The sequence below is a fragment of the Sinosporangium siamense genome (assembly GCF_016863435.1).
Taxonomy (GTDB): Bacteria; Actinomycetota; Actinomycetes; order Streptosporangiales; family Streptosporangiaceae; genus Sinosporangium; species Sinosporangium siamense.
Genome location: NZ_BOOW01000040.1, coordinates 50,630 through 76,669, shown reverse-complemented (window position 1 = coordinate 76,669; position 26,040 = coordinate 50,630). Strand labels below are relative to the sequence as shown.

The 26,040-nt window shown below is 74.4% G+C and carries 2 protein-coding genes (1 of these 2 running past the window's edge); both read right to left on the bottom strand.

Annotated elements, in window-relative coordinates; translation table 11 throughout:
* Positions 1-12 precede the first annotated feature (12 nt).
* A complete protein-coding gene (locus Ssi02_RS30140) occupies positions 13-9,594 on the bottom strand; it encodes a type I polyketide synthase (protein WP_204030979.1) in 9,582 nt (3,193 codons plus the stop codon).
* 3 nt (positions 9,595-9,597) lie between these two features.
* A protein-coding gene (locus Ssi02_RS38965) for a type I polyketide synthase (RefSeq protein WP_239130042.1) crosses the window boundary here: on the bottom strand, positions 9,598-26,040 show its 3' portion. It continues 12,801 nt past the right edge of the window; only the last 16,443 of its 29,244 coding nucleotides appear in the window; the start codon falls outside the window, past its right edge; it ends in the stop codon at positions 9,598-9,600.

The following is a 26,040-nucleotide window of genomic DNA, read 5'->3' as shown; positions in this document are numbered from 1 at the left end:
GACCTTTCCTGTTCAGCGGTCGCTCATACGGCCGAGCTCGTTGTCGATGAAGGCGAAAATCTCGTCGGTGCCGGCGAGTTTGATCTGCTCGGTGACGTCGCTCGCCGGAGCATCGCCGTCTGTGCACTTCTCCAGCAGGTGGCGGAGGCGCCGGGCTATCGCGACCCTGGTGTGGTGGTCCGGGTCCTCGGCTGTGAGCGCGGCGTCGAGGCGGTCGAGTTCGGTCAGGAACGCGGTTCCCGCCGGTGGTCCGTCCTCGCCGAGGAGTGCGGTGAGCAGGTGCCCGGCGAGGGCCGCCGGGGTGGGGTGGTCGAAGATCAAGGTGGCGGGCAGCCGCAGGCCGGTGGCCTGGGCGAGCCTGTTGCGCAGCTCCAGCGCGGTGAGGGAGTCGAAGCCGAGGTCGCGGAACTCCTTGGTCACGTGCACGGGTGCGCTCGCCGGGTGTCCGAGGACGGTCGCGGTCTCGGCGCGCACGAGGTCGAGCACCTGCTTGCCGCGGTCGGCGGACGGCAGCTCCCGGAGCCTGGCGGTGAGTTTCGCCGCCGAGGCCGCTCCCGCCGACGCGGCGGTCCTGCGGGCCTGCTTCACCAGGCCGCGGAGCAGGGGCGGCACCTCCCCCGCCGTCCGGGCCGCCGCCGCGGCGCGGCCGATCGGCACCACGTGGGGCGGTTCGGCGTTCGCGGCGGCGTCGAAGAGCGCGAGGCCCTGATCGACGGTCAGCGGCACGACACCCGACGACCGGATGCGCCGCATGTCGGCCTCCGACAACGTCGCGGTCATGCCGCCGACCGGCTCCCACGCACCCCACGCCATGGACCTGGCCGGCAGTCCGCGGGCGGCCCTGTGGTGGGCCAGGGCGTCGAGGAAGACGTTGCCGGCGGCGTAGGCGGCCTGCCCGGCGCCGCCCATGACACCGGCCATGGAGGAGAACAGCACGAAGGCCGACAAATCCAGATGCGAGGTGAGTTCGTGGAGGTTCCAGGCCGCGTCCACCTTGGCCCGCAACACGGCGGACACCCGCTCGGCGGACAACGAGGTCACGATGCCGTCGTCCAGCACACCTGCCGCGTGCACCACACCCACCAGCGGAGACTCTCCCGGTATCCGGCCCAGGACCGCCGCCAGGGCGTCCCGGTCGGCGGCGTCGCACGCCTCCACCACCACCCGCGCACCGGCGGCCGACAACTCCGCCACCGCCTCCGCCGCACCGGGCGCCGACAGGCCCCGGCGGCTCAGCAGCACCAGGCTCCGCACCCCGTGCCGCACCACCAGGTGCCGGGCCACCTCGCGTCCCAGCCCGCCGGTGCCACCGGTCACCAGCACAGTGCCGCGGCCCCAGACCGGAGCCGCCGCGTCCGGGTTGGCGGCCAGCCTGGCGAGCCTGCCCACCAGGACCTTTCCGTCTCGCACCACCATCTGCGGCTCTCCCGCCGCCAGCACCTCACCCAGGTGAGGCGGTGATCCGCCGTCCACGTCCACCAGCACGAACCGGCCCGGGTTCTCCAACTGGGCCGACCGCACGAGGCCCCACGCCGCCGCGGCGGCCAGATCCTCCACGGACTCCCCTTCGGCGCCGGCCACCGCACGGCACGTCGTGAACACCAGTCGCGACGCGGCGTAACGCTCGTCGGCCAGCCACTCCCGCAGCGCTCCCAGCACCCGGGCACACACGCCGTGGACTGAGCCCGGAAGCCCCCCGTCCTCTCCCCGGACGGAGAACACCACCACGGGCGGCACGTCCTCGGCCACCTCGGCGAGCGACCCGACCGCAGTCCCCAGCCGCAAGTCGTCGGCCCCCACCGCCACCGCCCGCAGGGGGTGGCCGTTGACCTGCCCCGGCGACGCCGGGACCCAGCGCACCCACAGCAGCGAGCCCGCGTCCACCCCACCGCCGGGGGCGAGCGCGGCGGGCGGTGAGGCGAGGGTGAGCGATCCCACCGACATCACCGGGCCGCCCGCGGCGTCCGCCACCGCGACGGAGATCGATCTGTCGTCGAGCCTCGCCACGCGGAGGCGCACCTCGGCGGCCCCGGCCGCGTGCAGGGAAACCGCACTCCACACGGAGGGCACCAGGCGTTCGCCGTCTCCCACCCCGGTGAACCCGGCGGCCTGAACGGCGGCCTCCAGCAGCGCCGGGTGCAGCCCGTAGGCCGCGGCGTCGCGGTCGGGCATTACGGCCTCGACGAATACCTCACCGCCCAACCGCCACATCGAACGAACGGTGTGGAAGGCCGGGCCGTACTCCCCGAACTCGTAGAAGCCCTCCAGATCGACGGCGACGGCGTCCGCGGGCGGCCACACCGACAGGTCGCACTCCGCGGAAACGGGCTCGGCCCGGCCGGTCAGGGTGCCTTCGGCGTGGCGGGTCCACGGGGCGTCCGGGTCGTCGTCCGGCCGCGCGTAACAGGTCACCGTACGGTGACCGCCCTCGTCCGGCTCACCCACCTTGACCTGCACCGCGACGCCGCGCCCTGCGGGCAGCACCAGCGGTGCGGTGAGGGTGAGATCGCGGAGGTGGTCGCATCCGGCCTCGTCCCCGGCTCGCAGGGCCAGCTCCGTGAAGGCCGTGCCGGGGAACACCGCCGCTCCGCCCAAAGTGTGGTCGCCCAGCCAGGGCTGCGCCTTCACGGAGAGGCGGCCGGTCAGCAGCACCTCGTTCGTTCCGGCGGGCGAGACGGCCGCGCCGAGCAGCGGGTGGGCGGTCGGGGTGAGCCCGGCGCCGCGCACGTCGCCCGTGTGGTGGGCGGGGACGGGCCAGTAGCGCCGGCGTTGGAACGGGTAGGTGGGCAGCTCGATCCGGCGGGCGCCTGAGCCGTCGAAGAACGCGGGCCAGTCGACGTCCACGCCGGCGGTGTGCAGGCGGGCGAGACCGCCGAGGAGGGCGTGTTCCTCTGGCCGGCCGGCGCGGAGGGCGGGGGCGGCCACGCAGTCGTCCAGGGTTTCCTGGACCAGCGCAGCCAGCCGTCCGTCGGGCCCCGCCTCCAGGAAGGCGGTCACACCGGCCTCGGCCAGCGTGCACACGCCTTCGGCGAAGCGTACGGTGTCCCGCACGTGCCTCACCCAGTAATCGGGGTCGCACACCAGCTCGGCCGGGGCAACGCCGCCGGTCACATTCGACACCAGCGGCAGCGTGGGCTTCGCGAACGACAGGCCCGCGGCGACCCGGCGGAAGTCCTCCAGCATGGGGTCCATCAGCGGCGAGTGGAAGGCGTGCGACACCCGCAGCCTCGTCGTCCTGCGGCCTTGAGCGTGGAAGTGGGTCTCGACCGCCGCGACGGCCTCCTCCGTGCCGGAGACCACCGTCGACGACGGCCCGTTGACCGCGGCGACCGACACGGCTCCGCCGGAAGGGAGGGCAGCCGCGCCCGTCCGTTCCGCGAGACCGTGAAGACAGGCCGTCACCTCGGCCTCGTCGGCGCGCACCGCGAGCATGGCCCCGCCCGCAGGGAGGGCCTGCATCAACCGGCCGCGCGCCGCCACCAGCGCACAGGCGTCCGCGAGGGTGAACACCCCGGCCACATGGGCTGCGGCCACCTCGCCGATCGAGTGCCCCGCCACGAAGTCCGGCCGCACACCCCACGACTCCACCAGCCGGAACAGCGCCACCTCGACCGCGAACAGCCCCGCCTGCGCATAAACGGTCTGGTCCAGCAGGCCGGCGTCCTCACCCCACATAACCTCCCGCAGCGGCAGGTCCAGCCGCGCGTCCAGTTCCTCGCACACCGCGTCGAAGGCGTCCGCGAACACCGGGAACCGGGCATGCAGTTCCCGCCCCATCCCGAGCCGCTGCGCCCCCTGCCCCGAGAAAAGCACCGCCAGGGACCGCTCGGCCGCCTCCCCGCGAGCCGCCTCCGTAACGTCGCCGCCGTCCACCAGCAGCACGGCCCGGTGCTCGAACCTCGACCGCCCGGCCAGCGTCACGCCCACATCCCACGGCGACACCCCGTCAAGCCCGCCGACCAGGTCGATCCCGGCCCGCAGCGCGTCCTCGTCCTTACCCGTCACGATCCACGGCACGAGTGGCGACGGAGGCTCCGCCGTACTTGCTGTCTCGGCCGGCGGCGGCGCCTGCTCCAGCACCACGTGGGCGTTGGTGCCGCTGATGCCGAACGACGACACCCCGGCCCGGCGCGGCCGGTCCGCTTCCGGCCACGACACCTGGCGGGTCAGCACGGCGACCGCGCCCGCCGACCAGTCGACGTGGGTGTTCGGCTCGTCGACGTGGAGTGTGCGCGGCAGGACGCCGTGGCGCATGGCCAGGATCATCTTGATGACGCCGGCGACGCCGGCGGCGGCCTGGGTGTGGCCGAGGTTCGACTTGACCGAGCCCAGCCACAGGGGGCGGCCGGCGTCGCGCCCGCGCCCGTAGGTGGCGAGCAGGGCCTGCGCCTCGATCGGGTCGCCGAGCGGTGTGCCGGTGCCGTGGCCCTCCACGGCGTCGACGTCGGCGGGACCGAGTCCGGCGTCGGCGAGCGCCTGGCGGATCACCCGCTGCTGGGAGGGGCCGTTGGGGGCGGTGAGTCCGTTGGAGGCGCCGTCCTGGTTGACGGCCGAGCCGCGCAGGACGGCCAGGACCTCGTGGCCGTGGCGGCGGGCGTCCGACAGCCGCTCCAGCACCAGCACACCGGCACCCTCCGACCAGCCGGTGCCGTCGGCCGCGTCGGCGAACGCCTTGCACCTGCCGTCGGCCGCGAGCCCGCCCTGCCGGGTGAAGCCGAGGAAGCTCATGGGCGTCGACAGGACGGTCACGCCGCCCACGAGCGCCAGGGAGCTCTCCCCTTCGCGCAGCGACCTGGCCGCGAGGTGCATCGCCACCAGAGAGGACGAGCAGGCTGTGTCGAGGGTGACGGCGGGCCCCTCCAGGCCTAAGGCGTAGGAGACGCGGCCGGAGATCACGCTGTTGGCGAGGCCGGTGCTCGCGTGGCCTTCGACGTCGTCGCGTGAGTTGAAGACGAGCGAGGCGTAGTCCTGACCGGTGGTGCCGACGAAGACGCCGGTGCGGCTGCCTTTGAGTGACGCCGGGTCGATGCCCGCGCGTTCCAGCGCCTCCCACGAGGTCTCCAGCAGGAGCCGCTGCTGCGGGTCCATCGCCAGGGCCTCGCGAGGCGAGATGCCGAAGAAGCCCGCGTCGAAGTCGCCGAGGCCGGTCAGGAAGCCGCCGCGCCGCGCCGCGCTAGAGCCGCGGCTCTCCGGGCCGGATCCGCCGAAGAGGGCGTCGAGGTCCCAGCCGCGGTCGGCGGGGAAGTCGGAGATGCCCTCCCGGCCTTCGGCGAGCAGGCTCCACAGCTCTTCGGGGGTCGAGATGCCGCCGGGCATGCGGCAGGCCATGCCGACCACGGCTATGGGGTCCCCCGCCTGTGCGGCGACCGTGGCGACGGGGCCGGGGTCGTCGTGCTCGTTCAGGAGTTCGGCGCGCAGGTGGCCGGCGAGGGCGGTGGGGGTGGGGTGGTCGAACACCAGGGTGGCGGGCAGGCGCAGCCCGGTGGCCGACGTCAGGCGGTTGCGCAGCTCCAGCGCGGTGAGGGAGTCGAAGCCCAGGTCGCGAAATCCCCTGCCGGGGGCTACGGCGGCGGCCTCGGGATGGCCGAGGACCGCGGCGGCCTCGGTGCGCACGAGGTCGAGGAGGAGGCGTCCGCGTCCCGCCTCGTCGAGTTCGCGGAGGCGGAGTGTGAGGTCCGGAACGGAAGGTGCCGTCCGGAAGGACGGGGGGGCGGCGCGGTGGCTCAGGGCCGTTCTGCCGAGGGCGACGATGTACGGCTGGTCGCCCGCGACAGCCGTGTCGAAGAGGCTGAGCCCTTCCTCGGCCGTCAGCGGCTCGACACCGGCGGAGCGGATGCGGCGCAGGTCGCCCTCGGACAACGTCGCGGTCATGCCGCCGGTCGGCACCCATGCACCCCAGGCCACCGACCTCGCCGTCAGGCCAAGTGCCGTGCGGTGGTGCGCCAGGGCGTCGAGGAACACGTTGCCCGCCGCATAAGCGGCCTGCCCGGCGCCGCCCATCACACCGGCCACCGACGAGAACAGCACGAAGGCCGACAAATCCAGATGCGAGGTGAGTTCATGGAGATTCCAGGCCGCGTCCACCTTGGCCCGCAACACACCGGACACCCGCTCGGCCGACAACGAGGTCACCACCCCGTCGTCCAGAACACCCGCCGCATGCACCACACCCACCAGCGGAGACTCACCCGGAATCCGGCCCAGGACCGCCGCCAGGGCCTCCCGGTCCGCGGCGTCACACGCCTCCACCACCACCCGCGCACCGGCGGCCGACAACTCCGCCACCACCTCCGCGGCTCCAGGGGCCGACATCCCCCGGCGGCTCAGCAGCACCAGGCTCCGCACCCCGTGCCGCACCACCAGGTGCCGAGCCACCTCGCGCCCCAGCCCGCCCGTGCCGCCGGTCACCAGCACCGTGCCCGCCGGGCCCCACGGCGAGGTCTCCGCGTCGCCCACCGCTGACGGGGCCAACGCGCCTCGCAGTGCCGTACCGTCCCGGAGCACCACCCGCTGCTCGCCCGTGGCCAGCGCCTCGGCGAGGGAAGGCTCCGCGTCGGCGTCCACGAGCAGGAACCGGCCGGGGTTCTCCGACTGCGCCGACCCCACCAGCCCCCACACCGCGGCGGCGGCGAGATCCTCGACCGCCTCGCCCGCGCGTGCCGCGACGGCGCCGCGTGTGACGAACACCAGCCGCGACCGGGCGAACCTCTCCTGCGACAGCCAGTCCTGCATCACGCGAAGGACCCGCCCGCACAGCTCATGTGCCGAGCCCGGCAACGCCGCGCCGCGCACAGGCATCACGACCAGCGGCGGGACATCGTCTGGCGGTAGATCCTCCAGGGTCACGTGGTCCACCGGCTCGGCGGTGTGCCCGCCCTCGATCGGGGTCCACTCCCACCGCAGCAGCCGGGGGCGGCCTTCCGCGTCGGCGGCGCGGGCCGTCTCGGGCCAGTAGCGCCGCCGCTGGAAGGCGTAGGTCGGCAGCTCCGCCCACCGCGCCCCGCAGCCGTCGAACACCCTGGCCCACTCGACCGGCACACCGTTGACGTGCAGGCCGGCCAGCGCGCCGATCAGGGTGCGCTCCTCGCCCCGCCCCTTACGCAGAGCGGGCACGACGGGAACGGGCTCGCCGTCCAGCACGGTCTGGGTGAGCGCCGCCAGCACGCCGTCGGGGCCGAGCTCCAGGAACGCCGACGCCCCGGCCCGGCGCAGCGCCGTCACGCCGTCGGCGAAGCGTACGGTGTCCCGCACGTGGCGCACCCAGTATTCGGGATCGCACACCGTCTCGGCCGGGACAAGGCCGCCGGTCACGTTCGACACCAGGTCAAGCCGCGGCGCGTCGGCCGGCAACCCGGTGACGACCTGCCGAAACTCCTCCAGCATCGGCTCCATCAGCGCCGAGTGGAACGCGTGCGACACCCGCAGCCGCGTCACCTTGCGGCCGAGGGCCGAAAAGCGCGTCGCGACCCGCTCGACCGCGCCCTCCGCGCCGGACAGCACCGCCGACGACGGCCCGTTGACCGCCGCGAGCGACACCTCGCCGAGGAACGGCCGCACCTCGTCCTCTGCCGCCTCGACCGCCGCCATCGCGCCGCCCGCAGGAAGCGCCTGCATCAGCCGGCCCCGGGCCGCGACCAGCGCGCACGCGTCAGGCAGCGAGAACACCCCGGCCACGTGCGCCGCCGCCACCTCGCCGATCGAGTGCCCGCCGACCAGGCGGGGCCGTACGCCGAGCGACTCGACGAGCCGGAACAGCGCCACCTCGACCGCGAACAACCCCGCCTGCGCGTAAACCGTGCGGTCCAGCAGTTCGGCGTCGCCACCCCAGACGACGTCCCGCACCGCGCGGTCGAGGTGCTCGTCGAGTCCGGCGCACACCTCGTCGAAGGCGCGGGCGAACACCGGGAACCGCGCCGCGAGCTCGCGCCCCATGCCGAGCCGCTGTGCGCCCTGCCCGGTGAACAGCACCGCGAGCGACCGGTCGGCGGCCTCTCCCCTCGCGACTTCCACGATCCCGCTGTCGCCGGCCAGGAGCACGGTCCGATGCGGGAAGCTCGTCCGGGCGGCCAGCGCGGCGCCCACGTCGAGCGGTGGCGCCTCCACCCGGGACAGCCGTGCCACCTGCGCGTGCAGGGCCGGCTCCGAGGCGGCGGACACGACCCACGGGACCACACCCGGCGGGACCGACGGCACGGAAGCCGAGTCCTCTTGAGACGGGGCCTGTTCGATGATCACGTGGGCGTTGGTGCCGCTGATCCCGAATGACGACACGCCCGCCCGGCGGGGGCGGCCCGTCTCCGGCCAGTCCACCGGTTCGCTGAGCGGGCGCACGTCGCCCGCCGACCAGTCGATGCGGGTCGAGGGGGTGTCCACGTGCAAGGTGCGGGGCAGCAGGCCGTGCCGGATCGCCTGCACCATCTTGATCACACCGGCCACCCCGGCGGCGGCCTGCGTGTGGCCGATGTTGGACTTCACCGAGCCGACCAGGAGGGAGCGCTCCCGCCGCCCCCCGTACACCGCCATGAGGGCGTGCGCCTCGATCGGGTCGCCCAGCGGCGTGCCGGTGCCGTGGGCCTCGACGGCGTCGATGTCGGCGGGGGTGAGGCCCGCGTTGCCGAGGGCGCGGCGGACCACCCTTTGCTGGGCGGGGCCGCTGGGGGCGGTGAAGCCGTTGCTCGCACCGTCCTGGTTCACGGCCGAGCCGCGCACGACGGCGAGCACGGGGTGCCCGTGGCGGCGGGCGTCCGACAGCCGCTCCAGCACCAGCACGCCGACGCCCTCCGACCAGCCGGTGCCGTCGGCCGCGTCGGCGAACGCCTTGCACCTGCCGTCGGCCGCGAGCCCGCCCTGCCTGCTGAACTCCAGCAGCGAACCGGGCGTCGCCAGGACGTTGACGCCCCCGGCGAGCGCCAGCGCGCATTCGCCGGACCGCAGCGACTGCACCGCCCAGTGCAGCGCGACGAGGGACGACGAGCACGCCGTGTCGACGGTCACGGCGGGCCCCTCCAGGCCCAGCGCGTAGGAAATGCGACCGGAGGCGGCACTGGCGGCGATGCCGGTGCCGATGTCGCCGGTGGCGTCGGACAGCGACCTGACCAGCAGATAGGCGTAGTCCTGGCCGTTGGTGCCGATGAAGACGCCGGTGGCGCTGCCGCGCAGGGCCGCCGGGTCGAGCCCGGCGCGTTCGAGCGCCTCCCACGAGGTCTCCAGCAGCAGCCGCTGCTGGGGGTCCATCGTGACGGCCTCGCGCGGCGAAATGTGGAAGAAGTCGGCGTCGAAGTCGGCGAGCCCGTCGAGGAAGCCGCCGCGCAGCGTCACGCGGGTGCCCCGCGCGTCGACGCCCGCGCCGTGCAGCGCGGTCAGGTCCCAGCCGCGGTCGTCCGGCAGCGGCGAGGTGGCGTCGGCGCCGTCGGCGACCAGGCGCCACAGGTCGCCGGGGGTTTCCACGCCGCCCGGGTAGCGGCAGCCCATGCCGACGATCGCGATGGGCTCCTCTGCGGCGTCGAGCAGGCGGCGGTTCTCCCGCCGCAGGCGTTCGGCCTCCTTGAGTGAGGACCTGAGGGCTTCGACAACCTTGTCGTTCGGGGTGGTCATGATTCAGCTCCGCCGGTCCCGCGTGTGGTCGTGGTCGTTCTGTCGTGCAGCGTCGTTCTGTAGTGCCGCGCCGTTCCCCGGTGCAGCGCCGTTCCCCTGTGCTGCGTCGTTCCGTACTGCCGCGCCGTTACCCGGCGCGCTGTTCCCCAGTGCCGCGCCGTTCCCCGGCGCAGGGTCGTCGCCCAGGGCGGCGCGCACCAGGTCGTCGAGGTCCATCGCGTCGATGGAGTCCTCCGCCTGCGGCTCGGCCTCGCCCTCCTCGGCGAGCCGCAGCAGTTGCTCCAGCAGCCCGGTACGGCGGAGCCTGGCCACGGGCACCGCCGCCAGGGCGGCCTGAAGCCGGGCCAGGTCGGGATCGCCGGTTGGCGGCGTGCCCTCGGCGGCGTGCGGCGTGAGCAGCCCGAGGATATGGGCCGCCAGGTCGCCTGGGGTGGGGTGGTCGAAGACGAGCGTCGAGGCCAGGGTGAGTCCGGTCGCCGCGTTGAGCTGGTTGCGCAGCTCGACGGCGCCGAGCGAGTCGAAGCCGAGGTCGCGGAACGTCTTGTCGGGGCCGACGATGTCGTGATCGGTGTGGCCGAGCACGTCGGCGGCCCTGCCGCGCACCAGGGCGAGCACGGCGGCGGGGCGGCGATCGGCGGCCAGGCCCGCCAGTTCGGCGCGCAGATCCGTGACCGGCGCGGGGGCGGAGCCGTTTGCCGGGACGGGGAGTTCGGCCAGCAGGCGGCTCTGCCGTACCGCCGTGAAGGCGCGGACGAACCTGGCCGGGTCGACGTCGGCGATCACGGTGGTCGGCGCGGGGTCCGCGACGGCCTGGCGGAGCGCCTTGACCGCGAGGTCCGGGTCGAGCGGCCGGATGCCCGTGCGCTGCGCCGCACCGGCGGCGCGGTCGGCGGCGGCCATGCCGCCGCCTCCCCACGCGCCCCACGCGATGGAGGTAGCGGCGAGGCCGCGGGCGCGGCGGTGTTCGGCGAGGGCGTCGAGGACTGCGTTGGCGGCGGCGTAGTTGGCCTGGCCTGGGTTGCCCACGGTCGCCGACGCGGACGAGAACAGCGCGAACACCGCGAGGTCCAGGTCGCGGGTCAGCTCGTCCAGGTGCAGCGCGGAGGTAACCTTCGCGCGGAACACCGCCTCGAAACGGTCCGGGGTGAGACCGTCGAGCACACCGTCGTCGAGCACTCCCGCCGCGTGGACGACGGCGGTGAGCGGCAGGTGGGCGGGGATCGCCGCGACGACCTCGGCCAGCGCGTCCCGGTCGGCGGCGTCGCACGCGGCGAACGTGACCGCCGCCCCGAGACGGGTCAACTCGGTGCGAAGCTCCTCCGCGCCCGGCCCCTCGGCGCCCCGGCGGCTCACCAGCAGCAGGTGCGCGGCGCCCTCGGCGGCGAGTGTGCGGGCGACGTGGGCGCCGAGCGCACCCGTGCCGCCGGTGATCAGCACGGTGCCGTCCGGCTCCCAGATCGGCACCGGGGTGCGGCGCGGCGGCGCGGGCACGAGCCGCCTGCCGTAGACGGCGGCGGGGCGCACGGCCACCTGGTCCTCCCCGGCCGGGCCGGCCAGGAGGCCGAGGAGGCGGGTCACCGTACGGCGGTCGAGCACGTCGGGCAGGTCGATCAGACCACCCCAGCGGCCCGGGTATTCCAGCGCGGCGACCCGGCCGAGGCCCGAGACGCCCGCGTCCGGCAGAGCGGGCAGCCGCTCGCCGGGGGACACGGCTACGGCGCCCCGCGTCACACACCACAGGGGCGCGTCCACTCCGGCGTCGCCGAGCGCCTGCACCAGGACGGCGGTGTCGGTCACACGGCGGCAGGGGTCTCCGGGGCGCGGGTGCGTCACTGCGGTGGGGGTCTCGGGGCGCCGACGCGCCGCTCCGGCGAGGTCTCCGGCATGCGGGTGCCGCGCTTCGGCCGTCCGGCCGAGGGCGACCGGGCTCTCGGAGTCCCGGCGCACCGCCTCCGCCGTCCGGCCGGGAACGATCGGGTTCGCGGGATCTGGGCACGCCCCTTCCGCCGTCCGGCCGAGGGCGATCACTCCGCTGATCGCCCCGGCATACGGGCGCAGCACCCGGGCGACCGCGGCGCGGCCCTGCCGGGCGTCCACCTCGACACACGTGGCGGCGGACCCCAGTGCCCCGAGCAGGTGTGCCGTCCACGGATCTGTGGCGGTCCCCGGTGGGACCACCACCAGCCACCGGCCGGGGAGCACCTCGGCGGTATCAAGCCGTACGGGCCGCCACGCGACGTGCTGCCGCCAGCCGTCCACCGTGGCCTGCTCGTCGTGCTCGCGGCGCCAGTCGCGCAGCGCGGGAAGCACCTTGGCCAGCGCGTCGCCGTCGACGTCGAGGGTCTCCGCGAGCGAATCGAAGTCCTCTCGCCCGGCCGCCGACCAGAACCCGTCGTCCTCGGCCCGCCGCTGCTCCGCCTGCTGCCAGAAACGCTCACGCTGGAACGCGTACGTCGGCAACGCGACCCGGCGCCCCTCCCCCACCACCGCGGGCCAGTCCGGATCCACTCCGTCCACCTGCAACCTGGCCAGCGCCGTCAGCACCGACGCCACCTCGTCCCCCGTGTTCCGCAGGACCGGTACGGCGGGAGCCCCCTCGACGTTGTCGGCGACGAGAGCCGACAGCGCCCCGCCCGGCCCGACCTCCAGGAACCGCGACGCGCCACGCGCCGCCAGTGTCCGCAGGGCCTCGCCGAAGCGCACGGTCTCCCGCACGTGCCGCACCCAGTAGTCCGGGGTGCACAACAACTCCGCGATGGCCTGCTCACCCGTGACGCACGACACGAGCGGCACGGTGGGCGCGGCATAGGCGATGCCTGCGGCGACCCGTGCGAAGTCGGCGAGCATGGCGTCCATGTGCACGGAGTGAAACGCATGGCTCACCCGCAAACGCTTAGTCTTGCGGCCGGGGAAGCCGCCGGCGACCCGGAGCACCGCGGCCTCGTCGCCCGCCACGACCACCGACGCCGGGCCGTTGACAGCGGCGATCGACACACCCTCGACGAGGCGGGCCGCCACCTCGTCCTCGCCGGCCCGCAGCGACACCATCGCCCCTCCCGGCGGAAGCGCCGCCATCAGGGTCGCTCTGGCCGCCACGAGCACGCAGGCGTCGGCGAGCGAGAACACCCCCGCCACGTGGGCCGCGGCGATCTCCCCCACCGAGTGCCCGGCGAGCAGGTCCGGCCGCACGCCCCACGACTCCAGCAGCCGGAACAGCGCGACCTCGACCGCGAACAGCGCCGGTTGGGCCATGCCGGTGTTGTGCAATGTCTCGGCTTCCGCCGTACCGGGCTCGGCGAACAGCACGCCGCGGAGCGGGCGGGGAAGGGCGGTGTCGAGGTGGGCGAGAACCTCGTCCAGGGCGCCCGCGAACACCGGGAACCTGTCGTAGAGCTCCCGGCCCATCCCGGGCCGCTGCGCGCCCTGCCCCGAGAAGAGGAAGGCCGTCTTGCGCCCCTGGCCCGCCCGCCCCACAGCGGTGTACGGCGTGGCCCCGCCGTCGGCGAGCGCCGCCAGCGCCTCGGCCAGGCGGGCGCGGTCGGCGGCCACGACTGTCGCCCTGTGCTCGAACGCCGACCTGGTGACCGCCAGGGAGTAGGCGAGGTCGGACAGCGCCAGGTCGGGGTGCGCCTCAAGGTGCCGGAGCAGCCTCCCGGCCTGGGCGCGCAGCGCCCGGGGCGACGCGGCGGAGATCGGCAGCGGGAGAGGACCACCCGCATCCGCGATCGGGGTGGGTGCGGTCGGCGTTACCTTGGTCCCTGGGTGAGCACTGGGACCGGCTCCCCCACCATCGGCGGACGCGGTCTCACGTGATGCCGGTGCGGCGTCGCCGGGCCGGCCCGCGTTTCGAGCGGGTCCTGCCGGTCGTCCGGCGGTGCCGGGTTCGGCTTCCGCGGGTTGTTCGAGGATTGCGGCGATGCCGGGCCGCCCCTCATTGCGGACGTGTCCTGCCGGTCGTCCGGCTTCCGCGGGTTGTTCGAGGATCACGTGGGCGTTGGTGCCGCTCGCGCCGAAGGACGACACGCCCGCGCGGCGGGGGTGGCCGGTGTGCGGCCAGGGGCGGGTCTGCGTGAGCAGTTCGACCGCGCCCGCCGACCAGTCGACGTGTGACGACGGCGCGTCCACGTGCAGGGTCTTCGGCAGCGTGCCGTGGCGCAGCGCCATCACCGTCTTGATGACGCCGGCGACGCCGGACGCCGCCTGGGTGTGGCCGAGGTTCGATTTGAGCGCACCGAGCAGCAGCGGGTGGCGGCGTTCGCCGCCGTAGGTCGCGAGCAGGGCCTGCGCCTCGATCGGGTCGCCCAGGGTGGTGCCGGTGCCGTGCGCCTCGACGGCGTCGACGTCGGCGGGCGACAGGCCCGCGTCGGCGAGGGCCCGGCGGATGACGCGCCGCTGCGACGGGCCGTTGGGGGCGGTGATGCCGTTGGAGGCGCCGTCCTGGTTGATCGCCGAGCCGCGCAGCACCGCCAGCACGGTGTGGCCGTGGCGGCGGGCGTCCGACAGGCGTTCGAGGACGAGGATGCCCACGCCCTCCGACCAGCCGGTGCCGTTCGCCGAGTCGGAGAACGCCCGGCAGCGGCCGTCCGGCGACAGGGCGCCCATCTCGCCGAACTCGACGAACCCGACCGGCGTCGACATCACCGTCACCCCGCCCGCGAGCGCCATCGTGCACTCCCCGGCGCGCAGCGCCTGCGCCGCCAGGTGCAGCGCCACCAGCGACGACGAGCAGGCCGTGTCGACCGTGACGGACGGGCCCTGCAACCCCAGCGTGTAGGACAGGCGGCCCGACAGGAGGCTGGCGGACTGGGCTGTCTCGACGTGGCCGACCTGGTCCAGGGACGGCCGGTAGTCGCCGCTTCCGCCGCCCACGAACACACCCGTGTCGCCGCCGCGCAGCCCTGCCGGATCCACTCCGGCCCGCTCCAGCGCCTCCCACGCCGTCTCCAGCAGGATGCGCTGCTGCGGGTCGATGACGGCGGCCTCGCGGGGCGAGACGCCGAAGAAGGCGGCGTCGAAGTCGGCGACGTCGTAGAGGAACCCGCCGTCGCGGGTGACGCTGCGGCCCCGGCCCCGCCGGTCGCCGCGGGCTAGCCGGTCGAGGTCCCAGCCCCGGTCGGCGGGGAAGGGGCCGACGGCGTCGGTCTCGGCGAGGAGCAGGTCCCAGAGCTCTTCCGGTGACCGCACACCGCCGGGGTAGCGGCATCCCATGCCGACGATCACGATGGGGTCGCGGGTCTTCCCGGCTTCGGCTCGCGGGGCGGCGGCGCGCTCGTCCGGCTCGCCGAGCAGCTCGGTGTGCAGGTGGTCGGTGAGGGCGGTGGGGGTCGGGTAGTCGAAGACGAGGGTGGCGGGCAACCGCAGGCCCGTGGCGGTGTTGAGCCGGTTGCGCAGGTCGACGGCGGTCAGCGAGTCGAACCCGAGGTCCTTGAACGCGTGGCCCTGCGGCACGGAGGCCGCGTCGCCGTAGCCCAGCACGGCGGCCACCTCGGCCCGCACGACGTCCAGCAGCCTTTCGCGCCGGTCCGCCGCGGGAAGGCCGAGGAGTACGGCGCGGATCCCCGCACTTGGCGCCTTACCCGGCCGGGCGGCCTCGCGGCCCGCGAGGAGGTCGGCGAAGAAGGTGCTCGGCCGGTCCTGAGTGAAGGCGGGCAGGAAGCGGTCCCACGCCACGTCGACGACCGTCACCGAGTCGGCGCCGAGGTGCGTGAGCGCCGACAGCGCCCGTTTAGGGTCCAGCGGGGGGAGCCCGTTGAGGCGGAGGTGCTGGGTGAGCGATGCCGATGTTTCCCCCGCCCAGGCGCCCCACGCCACGGCGGCGGCGTTCACGCCGCCGGCTCGGAGGTGGCCGGCGAAGGCGTCCAGGTAGGCGCTCGCCGCCGCCCCGGCCTCCTGGCCGCGTATGCCCCAAACCCCGGCGAACGAGGTGAACACGATGAACGCCACCTCGTCCGGGCGCTCGGCGAGTGCGGCTTCCATCTCCTCGGCACCCGCTCGCACGCGGGACACGTAGCTGCCGGCGTCCTCGTCGGGGCGGGGGGCGAAGCCGGTGTGGATCAGCGCGGTCAGGGGGTCCGGCACCTGCGCCAGATCGTCCGTGATCGTGACACGGGTGCCGAGGTCGCCGAGGCGGGCGCTGAGCGAGGTGAGGGCCGGGTGGTCCGGCTCCGCCGTACTCAGCAGGAGGATATGGGCGGCACCTTGCTCGGCGAGCCATTCCAGCAGGTGGGGGCTGGGGGCTTCGCCGAAGAGCGCGACGGTGCCGGTGGGTTTCCACGGGGGTGTCGTGGGCGTGGCGGGTGCCGGGTTCAGCCGTCTGGAATAGGCGCCTGAGGGGCGCAGTGCCACCTGGTCCTCAGAAGCCGAGGACAGGATCGCCCTCAGCCGGCCCGCCCCGCGTTCGTCGAGCACCTGCGGGAGGTCGATCAGGCCGCCCCAGCGGGCCGGGTGTTCCAGGGCCAGCACCCGGCCGAGCCCCCAGACGGCGGCGTGTGCCGGGTCCGCGAGGGGATCGGCGGCGGCCACCGAGACAGCCCCTCTCGTGACGCACCACAGTGGAGCGTCGATCCCGGCTTCGGCGAGCAGGGCGAGCAGAGTGACCGGCCAGTTCAGGTCGGACGCCGGGGAGACGACACCCGCCACGGGCGGTGCCGCGGTCAGGCGTTCGAGCAGCGTGAGACGGTCGGCGGCGTCGACGTGCACCGTGTCCGGGCCGAGTGCGGCGGTCAGGTCGTCCGCCGAGGGCGCGACCACCAGCCACGTGCCGGGTACGGCGGGCGCGGGCGGCGTGGGCAGCGGTTTCCAGACCACGCGGTAGCGCAGGCCGTCCACGGCGGACCGCTCCTCGCGCCTGCGCCGCCAAGCCGTCAGGGCGGGGAGCACGCGCGCCTGGGTCTCGCCGTCGAGGTCCAGCGCCAGGGCGTCCAGGTCCTCGCGCTCGACCGCCGCCCAGAAGTCGGCGTCCTCGGCGGGGCGGCCGGCGGGGGCGGGTTCCGGCCAGTAAAGAGCGCGCTGGAACGGGTAGGTGGGCAGCTCCGCGCGGCGGGCTGCGGTGCCGTCGAAACACCTGGCCCAGTCGACGTGCACCCCGGCGGTGTGGATGCGTGCGAGGCCGGTGAGGAGCGAGCTCTCCTCGGAGCGGTCCTTGCGGAGGACCGGCGCGACCACACAGCCGGCATCGCGGTCGTCGAGGTTGTGCTCGGCGAGGGCGCTCAGGGTGCCGTCGGGACCGAGCTCCAGGAAGGCCGACGCACCGGCGTCACGCAGTGCTCTCAGACCGGCGGCGAAGAGTACGGTGTCCCGCACGTGGCGCACCCAGTATCCGGGGTCGCCGACCAGCTCGGCCGTCGCCATCCCGCCGGTCACGTTGGAGACCAGCGGCACCCGGGGTGCGGTGTAGGAGAGACCGGCCGCCACCTCGCGGAACTCCGCCAGCATGGGCTCCATCAGCGGGGAGTGGAAGGCGTGCGACACCCGCAGCCGCGTCGTCTTGCGGCCGAGCGCCTGGAAGTGGGCCTGGATCGACGCGACGGCGCTCTCTTCACCCGAGACCACGACGGACGACGGGCCGTTGACGGCGGCGATCGAGATCCCTGGTCCGTCCAAGGCGGCCGTCACCTCGGCTTCCGTCGCCCCCAGCGCGGCCATCGCCCCGCCTTCGGGCAGCGCCTGCATCAACCGGCCGCGTGCCGCCACCAGCGCGCACGCGTCCTCAAGGGTGAACACCCCGGCCGCGTGCGCCGCCGCCACCTCGCCGATCGAGTGCCCGGCCAGCAGGTCGGGCCGCACCTCCCACGACTCCAGCAGCCGGAACAGGGCGATCTCGACGGCGAACAATCCGGCCTGCGCGTAGACCGTCCGGTCGAGCAGGTGCTCGTCCGTTCCCCAGACGACGCCGCGGAGCTCCCGGTCCAGATGCTGGTCCAGGCAGGCGCACGCCGCGTCGAACGCCTCGGCGAAGGCGGGGAACCGTTCATACAGCTCCCGCCCCATCCCGAGCCCCTGCGACCCCTGTCCAGAGAACAGGAAGGCGGTCGTCCGTTCGGCGGCGGTGCCACGCGCCACCTCGGCCGCGGCGTCGCCCGGGCCCGCCAGCAGCACCGCGCGGTGGGCGAAGCGGGACCGGCCGGCCAGGGACAGGCCGATGTCCGCCGCCGAGTGGCCGCGCAATGCGCGGATCCGCTCGATCTGGTCGTCCAGCGCCGCCTCCGACTTGCCGGACAACACCCACGGCACGGCACCGGCCGCCCGCGCGGGCTCCGCAGTGTCGTCCTCCACCGGGGGCGCGTCCTCGACGATCACGTGGGCGTTGGTGCCGCTCACGCCGAACGCCGAGACGCCCGCCCGGCGCGGCCGGTCGGTGCCGGGCCAAGGGTGCTCACGCCGCAGGAGAGTGAGGGGCCCTGCGGCCCAGTCGACGTGGGAGGAGGGTTCGTCCACGTGGAGGGTGCGCGGGACGACGCCGTGGCGCATCGCGAGCACCATTTTGATCACGCCGGCGGCGCCGGCGGCGGCCTGGGTGTGGCCGAGGTTCGACTTGACGGCGCCGAGCAGCAGCGGGCGGTCGCGGTCGCCGTACGCGGCGATCAGGGCGTTGGCCTCGATCGGGTCGCCGAGGGTGGTGCCGGTGCCGTGGGCCTCGACGGCGTCGATGTCGGCGGGGGTGAGGCGCGCGTCGGCCAGGGCGGCGCGGATGACGCGCTGCTGGGCGCCGCCGTTCGGAGCGGTCAGGCCGTTGGAGGCGCCGTCCTGGTTGACGGCGGTGCCGCGCACCACGGCCAGGACGGTGCGGCCGTTGCGGCGGGCGTCCGACAGGCGTTCGAGGACAAGCACACCGGCGCCCTCGGACCAGGCGGTGCCGTCGGCGCCGTCGCCGAACGCCTTGCAGCGCCCGTCAGGGGCCAGCCCGCCCTGGGCGCTGAACTCGACGAACGCGTCCGGGCTCGACATCACCGAGACCCCGCCCGCGAGCACCAGCCCGCATTCGCCGCCGCGCAGGGCCCTGACCGCCAGGTGGAGGGCCACCAGTGAGGAGGAGCAGGCCGTGTCGACGGTGACTGCGGGGCCTTCCAGGCCGAGGGTGTAGGAGAGGCGGCCCGACATGACGCTGGCGGTGGTGCCGGTGGCGACGTGGCCGCGCACGTCCGCCGTGCCGCCGCGCAGGACCGAGATGTAGTCCTGGCCGTTGGTGCCGATGAACACACCCGTGGCGGAGCCGCGCAGGTCGTGTGGGTCGATTCCCGCCCGTTCCAGGGCCTCCCATGTGGTCTCCAGCAGGAGCCGCTGCTGCGGGTCCATCGCGAGCGCCTCGCGCGGCGAGATCCCGAAGAACGGCGCGTCGAACATGCCCGCGCCGGTGAGGAACCCGCCCCGCAGCGTCGCCGACCCGCCGCCGCCGAGCGCCGCCAGATCCCATCCCCGGTCGGCCGGGAACGCGGTGACGGCGTCCTCGCCATTGGCGAGCAGCCGCCACAGGTCGTCCGGAGACTCCACTCCCCCGGGGAACCGGCAGCCGATGCCGACGATCGCGATGGGGTCGTCGTCGAGCGGGGCCGGCGCCGCCGCGGCGGCGGGCGCCGGCAGGTCGCCCAGCAGTTCGGCGAGCAGGTGGCCGGCGAGGGCGCGCGGTGTCGGGTGGTCGTAGACGAGGGTGGCGGGCAGGCGCAGGCCCGTCGCGGCGGCGAGGGCGTTGCGCAGGTGGACGGTGGTGAGAGAGTCGAAGCCGAGGTCGGTGAAGGCCTGGTCCGCCTCGATCCGGTCCGCGCCGGAGTGCCCCAGCACTGCGGCCACCTGGGCGCGAAGGAGATCCAGGAGGTGGCGGGAGCGCGCCGCCCCGGGGAGTACGGCGAGAGCCTGCCGGAGATCGCCCTCCTCCTGGCCCGGTGAGGTGCCCGGCGTCGCCTGCCGGGTCGCCGGGCGGGCCAGGTCGGCCACGAGAGGGCTCGGCCGGAGGGCAGCGAAGCGTTCCCAGTCGACGTCGGCCACGGTCACCGCCGTGTCGTCCGCCTCGACGGCCTGCACGAGCGCGTCAAGTGCGAGCCGGGGCGGCATCGGGGTGAAGCCGCCCCGGCGCAGCATCCCGTCGAGGCCCCGGTCGGCCGCCATGCCGGACCCCTTCCACGGTCCCCACGCGATCGACGTCGCGGGCAGGCCGAGTGCGCGGCGGTGTTCGGCGAAGGCGTCGAGGAAGGCGTTGGCGGCGGCGTAGTTCGCCTGTCCCGCCGCGCCGAGCGTGCCCGCGGTCGAGGAGAAGAGCACGAAGGCCGACAGGTTCCCGGTCAGTTCGTGCAGGTTGAGGGTCGCGGTCAGCTTCGGCCGGAGCACGGTTGCGAAGTGCTCAGGGGTCAGGTTGTCTGCCACGGTGTCCTCGACCACCCCTGCCGTGTGGAACACGGCAGTGACCGGGAACCGGTCGAGAAGCTCCGCCAGGGCTGTCCTGTCCGCTATGTCGCAGGCGGCCAGGGTGACCTTTGTTCCGAGGTCGCTGAGCTCCCGGCGAAGGTCGTCGGCGCCCGGGGCATCGGCACCTCGCCGGCTGACGAGCAGCAGGTGGCCGGTGCCGAGCTCGGCCAGGCGGCGGGCGACCTGCCCGCCCAGACCCCCCGTGCCTCCGGTGACCAGCACGGTGCCGGCGAACCGGCGGGGCCGGGCCGCGCCGTTCCCGTTGCCGGCATACCCGTCTGCGGGGCGCGGGGCGGCGTTGTTCCCCTTGCCGGCATGCGGCGCAACACCGCGCGCGTTCGCAGCATCCGCGACGGCGCCGCTCCCGTTCCCGGTGTGGGGGGTGGTGGGGTGTCCGTTCCCGGCGTGCTGAGTGTCGCTGCTTCCGTTCAGGGCGGGCGCGGTGGGGGATGTCCGCACCGCCGCCCGGACCAGCCGTCTGGCATATGTTCCCGACGAACGCACTGCCACCTGGTCCTCGCCCCCGGCCAGCACCGCCGACAGGCGGTCGGTGGCGGCCCGGTCCAGGACCTGCGGCACGTCCACGAGGCCGCCCCAGCGCTCCGGGTGCTCCAGCGCCACCGTTCGGCCGAAGCCCCAGACGGCGCTCTGTACCGGGGCGGTGAGCGCATCGGAGTGCCCGACCGACACGGCTCCGCTGGTCACACACCACAGCGGCGCTTCGATTCCCGCCTCACCCAGTGCTTGGAAAGCCACTGCGGTGTCGTGCAGCCCGGCCGGCGCGAATGCCGCCGCTCGTTCTGCCGCGGGGCCATGTGTTTGTCCGTCGTCGTGCAGTGCCAGCAAGGACAACACCCCGGCGGGGTCCGTCTCGGCGACAACCGCCTGACGCAGGAGAGCGGCGAGGGTGGCGCGGTCGGCGTCGGCGGGCACGTCGACGCGGACGACCTCGACGCCGAAGTCCGTGAAGGTCTCGCCGATGCGGGTGAGCACCAGCCAGGTTCCCGTGGCGCGGGCCGGAGAAGCGGGCTGAGGCTTCCACACGGCCTTGTAGCGCCAGCCGGCGACGGCCGACTCGTCGCGGCGACGGCGGCGCCAGGCCGACAGGGCGGGGACCAGGGTCGCGAGGGCTTCGCCGCTCACGTGGAGGTCGGTGCCGAGGGTCGTGAGGTCCTCGCGTTCCACGGCGGCCCAGAACTCGGCGTCGACCGGGTCGGCGGGCGACGGGGCGGGGACGGCGGCCTCGGGCCAGAAGCGCTCGCGCTGGAAGGGATAGGTCGGCAGGTCCACGACCTGGGCGCCCGAGCCGGCGAACACCGCTTGCCAGTCCACCCGCACGCCGCGGGTGTGCAGCCGTCCGAGAGCTTCGACGAGGGCGGCGTTCTCGTCCGATGGGGAGCCGTTCTCCCGCCTGCGCAGCAGCGCTGTGCCGGAGCCGGGGGCGAGTTCCTCGACCGCGCCCGCCAGGGTCGCGCCGGGGCCGATCTCCACGAACGCGGTTGTGCCTTCCTCCGCAAGGCGGGTGACGGCGTCGGCGAAGCGCACGGTGCGGCGGACCTGTTCGACCCAGTAGTCCGCCGAGCACAACTCGGCCGCCGAGGCGTGGTCACCGGTGACGGTGGAGACGATCGGGACGGCGGGCGGGTGGTAGGTCACCCGCCTGGCCACCTCGGCGAAGTCGTGGAGCATCGGCTCCATCAGGGGTGAGTGGAAGGCGTGGCTGACGCGGAGCCGCCTGGTCCGGCGGCCTTCGGACTGGAAGTGGGCGGCGATCTCCGCCACCGCGCCTGCCACACCCGCGATGACCACGGACGCCGGGCCGTTGACGGCCGCCAGTGACACCTCCTCCTCGCGGCCGGCCAGCAGCGGGAGCACCTCCGCCTCGGTGACCGCAAGGGCCGCCATCGTGCCCCCCGCGGGGAGCGCCGCCATGAGGCGGCCGCGGGCGGCGACCAGCGTGCACGCGTCCTCCAGGGACATCACCCCGGCCACGTGGGCGGCGGCCAGTTCGCCGATGGAGTGGCCGATCAGGTGGTCGGGGCGGAGCCCCCAGGACTCGGCCAGCCGGTAGAGGGCGACCTCCATCGCGAACAGGGCCGGTTGCGTGTAAGCGGTGTCGTCAAGCGTTTCGCGGGCTTCCGCCGTACCGAACATGACGTCGCGGAGGGGCAGGTCGAGTTCGGCGTCGAAGCAGGCCAGGGCGGCGTCGAGGGCCTCGGCGAACACGGGGTGGCGGGCGTGGAGGTCTCTTCCCATGCCGGGGCGCTGGCTGCCCTGGCCGGAGAAGACGAACGCGGTCCCGCCGGATACGGCACGGCCTGCGACAAGTGCGGCGTGCGGTTGTCCGTCGCGGAGGGCGGTGAGGGCGCTAGTCAGCTCGCCGGGGTCGCCGAGAGCCATGACGGCGGCTCGGTGTTCCAGGGCCGATCTGGTGGTGGCCAGGGAGTAGGCGAGGTCGGGGAACGCCGGGGCCGGGTCCGCCGAGAGCCGGGTGAGGACGCGACCGGCCTGGGCGCGCAGGGCGGTGGAGGTGCGTGCCGACAGCACGAGAGGTGCCACTCCGGAGTGCGAGGCGTCGGAGACGTCGCGAGATGCCTCAGCGGCCTGGTCCGGCGAGCCCCCGGGCGGCAGCGCGCCGGGATGGGCAGGAGCGGCCTGTTCCAGGATGACGTGGGCATTTGTGCCGCTGATGCCGAAGGACGATACGGCGGAGCGGCGGGGGTGGCCGGTGTCGGGCCAGGGGCGGGGTTCGGTGAGGAGGTCGATCGAGCCGGAGCTCCAGTCGACGTGGGTGGAGGGCCGGTCGACGTGGAGGGTGGGGGGCAGGGTGCCGTGGCGCATGGCCATGACCATTTTGATCACGCCGGCGACGCCGGAGGCCATCTGGGTGTGGCCGATGTTGGACTTGACGGAGCCGAGCAGCAGGGGCCGTTCGCGTTCGGTGCCGTAGGTCGCGAGGAGGGCTTGGGCCTCGATGGGGTCGCCCAGCTTCGTCCCGGTGCCGTGGCCTTCGACGGCGTCGACGTCGGCGGGGGTGAGGCGGGCGTTGGCGAGGGCCTGGCGGATGACGCGCTGCTGGGAGGGTCCGTTGGGGGCGGTGAGCCCGTTGGAGGCGCCGTCCTGGTTGACGGCGCTGCCGCGGATGACGGCGAGGACGCGGTGGCCGTGGCGGAGGGCGTCGCTGAGGCGTTCGACGAGGACGAGACCGACGCCTTCGGCGAGGCTCATGCCGTCGGCGGCGTCGGCATACGCCTTGCAGCGGCCATCGGCCGCCATGGCCCGCTGCCTGCTGAAGCCGATGAACGCATTAGGCGTGGCCATGACGCTCACGCCGCCGGCGAGCGCCAGGGTGCTTTCCCCGTCGCGCAGCGACTGGCAGGCGAGGTGGAGGGCCACGAGCGACGACGAGCAGGCGGTGTCGAGAGTGACGGCGGGCCCTTCGAAGCCGAAGGTGTAGGACACCCGGCCGGAGAGCACGCTCGGGATGGTGCCGGTGATCAGGTGCCCTTCGGCGCCGTCGCCGCCGGAGGAGGCCGAGGTGTAGTCCTGGTAGCTGGCGCCGATGAAGGTTCCGGTGCGGCTGCCGCGCAGCGTGGCCGGGTCGATCCCGGCCCGCTCCAGGGTCTCCCACGCGGTTTCGAGGAGAAGCCGCTGCTGCGGGTCCATCGACAGGGCCTCGCGGGGCGAGATGCCGAAGAAGCCGGCGTCGAAGTCGGCGGCGTCGCGGAGGAAGCCGCCCCGGGTGGAGTAGGTGCGGCCGGGCCGGTCGGGGTCGGGATCGTAGAGTCCGTCGGCGTCCCAGCCGCGGTCGGCGGGGAACTCGGTGACGGCGTCGCGCCCGGCGGCTACCAGGTCCCAGAGGTCTTCGGGGGATTCCACCCCGCCGGGGTAGCGGCAGCTCATGCCGATGACGGCGATCGGCTCGTCGGAGGCCGCCGCGGCGAAGGCGGCGGGAGGTGCGGGCTCGGAGCGGGTGCCGGCGATCCGGGAGTCGAGGAACGCCGCCAGCGCGAGCGGGTTCGGATAGTCGAACACCATCGTGCTCGGCAGCGTGAGCCCGGTGGCGGCCGACAGCCGGTTGCGCAGGTCGACGGCGGTGAGCGAGTCGAAGCCGGCCTCGCGGAAGGCACGCTGCTCCGAAAGCGCGTCCGCCGACGAGTGGCCGAGCGTCGTGGCCGCGTGGGTGCGGACGAGGTCGAGCAGGGCCCGTCGCCGGTCGGCGGCGGTCAGGGCCGACATCCTCGCAGCGAAGCCGTCGCCTGCGGCGGGGCGGGTGGCCTGCTCGGTCAAGGCCCGGATCTCGGGGATGTCGTCGAACAGGGCCGTCCGCCGTACCGAGGTGAAGACCGGGTAGTACCTCTCCCAGTCCATCTGGGTAACGGCGACCACGGCCTCGTCCCGGTCGACAGCCAGTCGCAGTCCGGCGAGGGCCAGTCGCGGCTCCATGAACATCAGGCCGCTGCTGCGGATCTGCCCCGGATCGACCCGGCCGAGTTTCATGTCGTCGGCCCAGATGCCCCACGAGATCGACGTCGCGGCGGCGCCCCGGTCGCGGCGCCGCTCGGCCAGGGCGTTGAGGTAGGCGTTGGCGGCGACGTAGGCGGCGTGCCTGCCGCTGCCCCACAACCCGGCGATGGACGAGAACAGGATGAAGGCGTCGACCTCGTCGTCGTCGAGGAGTTCGTCGAGGTGGCGGGCTCCGGCGACCTTGGCGTCCATCACGGTGGCGAACGCCTCGGGGGTCGTCTCGTCGAGCGAGGCCAGCTCTATGACGGCCGCCGTGTGCACGACCGTGCGCACGGTGTGGCCGCCGGCCCGCAGGCCGTTGAGGAGGGCGGCTACCGCGTCGCGGTCGGTCACGTCGCAGGCCGCGAACTCGGCCCGGCAGCCGAGGCCGGACAGCTCGTCCAGCAGTTCGGCGGCGCCGGGCACGTCTCCGCCGCGGCGGCCGACGAGGACGAGGTGCCGGGCCCCCTGCTCGACCAGCCAGCGGGCCACGTGCGGGGCGAGCGTGCCAGAACCACCGGTGATCAGCGTGGTGCCGCGCGGCCGCCACGGCCGGCTGGGAGCCTTCGCCGGCCCCGCCGGAACCACCCTCCGGGCGAGTACGCCGGAGGCGCGGACGGCCAGTTGATCCTCACCGCCGGCGTCGGTGAGAACGGCGGCCAGCCGCTCGCCGCCACGCCGGTCCAAGGTCTCCGGCAGGTCGACGATCCCTCCCCACCTGCGAGGATGCTCCAGAGCGGCGGTCCACCCGAGGCCGTGGAGCTGCGCCTGCACGGGCGAGGTGAGCCGATCGGACCGGCCGGTGGAGACCGCGCCCCTGGTCAGGCACCAGAGGGGCGAGTCGACGCCGAGGTCCCCAAGCGCCTGAATGAGAGCCACGGTCGCGGCGAGCCCGTACGGCAAAGCCGGATAGGCGGCGCTCGGCTCCTCGTCCAAGCCGGCCAGCGACACGACTCCGGCGAGGTCGATGTCGGCGATCGTTTGAACGAGGCCGGGCACCACCCCGGCGGGGCCGGTCGTTCCTTGGACCTGACCGCTGCTATCGGCTTCGCCGCGATCGGCCTGACCGACCGCACTGGGGTTCCCGCCGACCCGGTCGACCTCGGTGGCACCGGTCGTTCCTTCTGCCTGACCGCTGTCGTCGGCTTCGCCGCTATCGGCCTGACCGGCACGGTCGGCCGCACTGAGGTTTCTCCCGACCCGGTCGAGCTCGGCAGGGCCGGTGCTTCCGTCGACTTGGCCGTTTCCGTTCGGGAGCTCGGTGTCATTCGTGTGACTCGTGTCGTCGGCACCTGCGGTGGCCGGTCCGTGTGCCCGCGCCTGGGTCAGGTGTGCGGCCATGGCCTCGCGGGTCACGCACGTGTCGTCCAGCCGGAGCGGCAGGACCCGGGCGCCGTGGGCCGTCAGTGCCTCCGTGACGTCGGCTGCCTCGGCTTCGCCGTACCCGGGGGGTGTGACGAGGAGCCAGGTGCCGGACAGGGAGGGGGCAGGCAGGCCGCTCAGGCGTTTCCACGTGGCGCGATAGCACCAGGAGCCCGCGGT

What these genes read in the sequence shown, in the direction of transcription:
- Ssi02_RS30140 (WP_204030979.1), bottom strand. Translation starts at nt 9,594, where the DNA reads ATGACCACCCCGAACGACAAGGTTGTCGAAGCCCTCAGGTCCTCACTC.